This window comes from Mesorhizobium sp. M7A.F.Ca.CA.002.09.1.1, from assembly GCF_003998555.1.
Classification (GTDB): Bacteria; Pseudomonadota; Alphaproteobacteria; order Rhizobiales; family Rhizobiaceae; genus Mesorhizobium; species Mesorhizobium ciceri.
Genome location: NZ_RZRR01000513.1, coordinates 1 through 4,093 on the forward strand (window position 1 = coordinate 1; position 4,093 = coordinate 4,093).

Genomic DNA, 4,093 nt, shown 5'->3' on the forward strand with positions numbered 1-4,093 from the left:
GCCGCAAGCGCTTTATGCCGCCAAGCGCGGCGTGGAGGTCTTCGAGTTCGAGCGCACCGCATCGCGGCTGATCGAGATGCAAAGCCGCGACTGGCTGGAGGATTGGGCGGAGCGGCAGAAAGGGAAGCCGGCGCCAGAGGCACAGCAGGCGCAGGCCTGAATTTCCAGGGAATGCATCGGTAGCGATCCTTTGCCCCTCTCTGTCATGCCAACGTCTACAACTCGAACCTCCTCGGCCACCCGCATCACAAGGGCGTCATTACCCGCATTCAGCCTTACGATTTCCATCTTCGTCGGTTATTTCCTCCCAAGTCGGCTTACAAACTTTGACGTTTACGTAAATCCCAAATGATCTAACCGATTGAAAACACTGACGCCAAAATAATCGTTTGAATTTTTTCCGTGCCGGGGCTATTGGGTGCGGCGAAAATTCGCGGTTCCCCGCAGCATTCCGGCCTCTTCTTCGACGCCGCCATCAAGTCACAGAGATTTGAGACGTCGTCACCGACAAAGGGAAAACATCCTCACATGGCACGCAACAAGATAGCGCTTATCGGCTCTGGCATGATCGGCGGCACGCTCGCTCACATGATCGGCCTCAAGGACCTCGGCGACGTGGTGCTGTTCGATATTGCCGAAGGTATCCCGCAGGGCAAGGGGCTCGATATCGCGCAGTCGTCGCCTGTCGATGGCTTCGACTCCAGGCTCACCGGCATCAACGACTATGCCGGCATCGAAGGCGCCGACGTCTGTATCGTCACCGCCGGCGTGCCGCGCAAGCCCGGCATGAGCCGCGACGACCTTCTGGGCATCAACCTTAAGGTCATGGAGCAGGTCGGCGCCGGGCTGAAGAAGTATGCGCCGAAGGCTTTCGTCATCTGCATCACAAACCCGCTCGACGCCATGGTGTGGGCGCTGCAGAAGTTCTCAGGCCTGCCCAACAGCCACGTCGTCGGCATGGCCGGCGTGCTCGACAGCGCGCGCTTCCGCTATTTCCTGGCCGAGGAATTCAAGGTCTCGGTCGAGGACGTCACCGCCTTCGTGCTCGGCGGCCACGGCGATTCCATGGTGCCGATGATCCGCTACTCGACGGTATCGGGCATTCCGCTGCCCGACCTCATCAAGATGGGCTGGACCTCGAAGGAGAAGCTCGACCAGATCGTGCAGCGCACCCGCGACGGCGGCGCCGAGATCGTCGGCCTGCTCAAGACCGGCTCGGCCTATTACGCGCCGGCCGCTTCGGCGATCTCGATGGCCGAAGCCTATCTCAAGGACAAGAAGCGCGTGCTGCCCTGTGCGGCGTATCTCTCCGGCCAGTATGGCGTCAAGAATACCTATGTCGGCGTTCCCGTGGTGATCGGCGCCGGCGGCGTCGAGCGCATCATCGAGATCGAGCTCAACAAGAGCGAGCAGAAGATGTTCGACTCCTCCGTGGCGACGGTGCAGGGCCTGACCGAGGCCTGCGTCAAGATCGCGCCGCAACTCGCCTCCAAATGAATCTCCAGTAAGTGAACCCCCAGTCGATCCGGAGACCATACAGATGAACATCCATGAGTATCAGGGCAAGGCACTGCTGAAGTCGTTCGGCGCGCCGGTGGCCGAAGGCGTGCCGGTGTTCAAGGCGAGCGAAGCGGAAGCCGCCGCCAAGGCGCTGCCGGGCCCGCTCTATGTGGTGAAGAGCCAGATCCATGCCGGCGGCCGCGGCAAGGGCAAATTCACCGAGCTCGGCCCGGACGCCAAGGGCGGCGTGCGGCTGGCGAAATCGGTGGCCGATGTCGTCGCCAACGCCAACGAGATGCTGGGCAACACTCTGGTGACCAAGCAGACCGGCCCGGCCGGCAAGCAGGTCAACCGCCTCTATATCGAAGACGGCGCCGACATCGAACGCGAGCTCTATCTGTCGATCCTGGTCGACCGTTCGGTCGGCCGCATTGCCTTCGTCGTCTCGACCGAGGGCGGCATGGACATCGAGGCGGTCGCGCATGACACGCCGGAAAAGATCATCACCGTCGCCATCGACCCGGAAAAAGGTGTCACTTCAGCCGACCTGAAGGCGCTCAACGGCGCGCTCAAGCTCGACGGCGATGCGGCCAAGGACGGCGATACGCTGTTCCCGATCCTCTACAAGGCCTTCGTCGAGAAGGACATGAGCCTGCTCGAGGTCAATCCGCTGATCGTCATGAAGAACGGCCGGCTGCGCGTGCTCGACGCAAAAGTGTCGTTCGACAACAACGCGCTGTTCCGTCACCCCGACGTGCTCGAACTGCGCGACACCACCGAAGAGGACGAGAAGGAAATCGAGGCGTCGAAATACGACCTCGCCTATGTCGCGCTCGACGGCAATATCGGCTGCATGGTCAACGGCGCCGGCCTTGCCATGGCGACGATGGACATCATCAAGCTCTATGGCGCCGAACCCGCCAACTTCCTCGATGTCGGCGGCGGTGCGTCCAAGGAAAAAGTGACGGCGGCGTTCAAGATCATCACCAGGGATCCGGCGGTCAAGGGCATCCTGATCAACATCTTCGGCGGCATCATGAAGTGCGACATCATTGCCGAGGGCGTCATTGCCGCGGTCAAGGAAGTCGGCCTGGAAGTGCCGCTGGTGGTGCGCCTGGAAGGCACCAATGCCGAGCTGGGCAAGAAGATCATCAACGACAGCGGCCTGAACGTGGTGTCGGCCGACGATCTCGACGATGCAGCCAAGAAGATCGTGGCGGCGGTGAAGGGCTGATCTGGTGCCTCCGCATAAGATAAACCTGGTCGAGGCTGCGGATCAAAAGATCAAGAAGGTCTTCGATCCGCATATCGCCGGCGACGTCAACGACAGCCAGGCGAAGGTCGCCAAGTTCGGCGAGGTCTTCGATTGGCACGCGCATGACAATGAGGACGAAGCCTTCCTCGTGCTGCGTGGGCGTATTGCCATCGATTTCCGCGACGGCCCGGTCGAACTCGGCGAGGGCGATTTCATCGTCGTGCCGCGCGGCGTCGAACACCGGCCGCGCTCGCTCACCGTTGAGCCCGTGGTGCTGATGTTCGAGCCGGCAACGACGCTCAACACCGGCAACGCCAAGAGCGACCTCACCGTCGCCGACTTGAAGCGGCTCTGACCATGTTTTCCTCGATCAACGGTTTTTAGAAAAGGGCTCCCATGTCCATCCTCGTCGACAAGAACACCAAGGTGCTGGTGCAGGGCCTGACCGGCAAGACCGGCACGTTCCACACCGAACAGGCGCTGGCCTATCACGGCACGAAAATGGTCGGCGGCATCCATCCCAAGAAGGGTGGCGAGACGTGGACCGGCGCGAAGGGCGAAAGCCTGCCGATCTTCGCCACCGTCGCCGAGGGCAAGGAAAAGACCGGTGCCAATGCGTCCGTCGTCTATGTGCCGCCGGCAGGCGCCGCCGAAGCCATCCTCGAAGCGATCGAGGCCGAGATCCCGCTGATCATCTGCATCACCGAAGGCATACCGGTGATGGACATGATCAGGGTCAAGGCCAGGCTCGACCGTTCGACCTCGCGGCTGATCGGCCCGAACTGCCCGGGCGTGCTGACGCCCAACGAATGCAAGATCGGCATCATGCCCGGAAACATCTTCCGCAAGGGCTCGGTCGGCGTTGTTTCGCGGTCGGGAACGCTTACTTATGAGGCAGTGTTCCAGACCACCAATGTCGGCCTCGGCCAGACCACCGCCGTCGGCATTGGCGGCGACCCCGTCAAAGGCACCGAGTTCATCGACATGCTCGAGATGTTCCTCGCCGACGAGGAGACCAAGTCGATCATCATGATCGGCGAGATCGGCGGTTCGGCCGAGGAAGACGCCGCGCAGTTCCTCAAGGACGAAGCCAAGCGTGGCCGCAAGAAGCCGATGGCCGGCTTCATCGCCGGGCGCACGGCGCCGGCCGGCCGCACCATGGGCCACGCCGGCGCGGTCATCTCCGGCGGCAAGGGCGGCGCCGAAGACAAGATCGCGGCGATGGAATCGGCCGGGATAAAAGTTTCGCCGTCGCCGGCAAGGCTGGGCACGACCTTGGTCGAAGCGATCAAAGGGTAAGGGAGTAGGGGAGTAAGGGAGTAGGGCAGTAGGGAAAAT

General features: G+C 62.0%; 4 protein-coding genes and 1 pseudogene. All 5 read left to right on the forward strand.

Features of this window, described 5'->3' with window-relative positions:
* A pseudogene (locus EN994_RS20920) lies at window positions 1-160 on the forward strand (cell division protein ZapE); the annotation flags it as partial.
* A 368-nt stretch (window positions 161-528) separates the two neighbouring features.
* Complete coding sequence (mdh, locus tag EN994_RS20925; protein WP_013528846.1) at window positions 529-1,497, forward strand: malate dehydrogenase; 969 nt, start codon at window positions 529-531, stop codon at window positions 1,495-1,497.
* Window positions 1,498-1,540: 43 nt separating this feature from the next.
* A complete protein-coding gene (gene sucC, locus EN994_RS20930) occupies window positions 1,541-2,734 on the forward strand; it encodes an ADP-forming succinate--CoA ligase subunit beta (RefSeq protein WP_024504973.1) in 1,194 nt (397 codons plus the stop codon).
* Between the two features lie 4 nt (window positions 2,735-2,738).
* Window positions 2,739-3,110 (forward strand): cupin domain-containing protein, encoded by a 372-nt coding sequence (locus tag EN994_RS20935; RefSeq protein WP_013528848.1) that lies wholly within the window; start codon window positions 2,739-2,741, stop codon window positions 3,108-3,110.
* 41 nt (window positions 3,111-3,151) lie between these two features.
* Window positions 3,152-4,054, forward strand: coding sequence for a succinate--CoA ligase subunit alpha (gene sucD, locus EN994_RS20940; RefSeq protein WP_013528849.1), 903 nt, complete (start codon window positions 3,152-3,154; stop codon window positions 4,052-4,054).
* The last annotated feature ends 39 nt before the right edge of the window (window positions 4,055-4,093 follow it).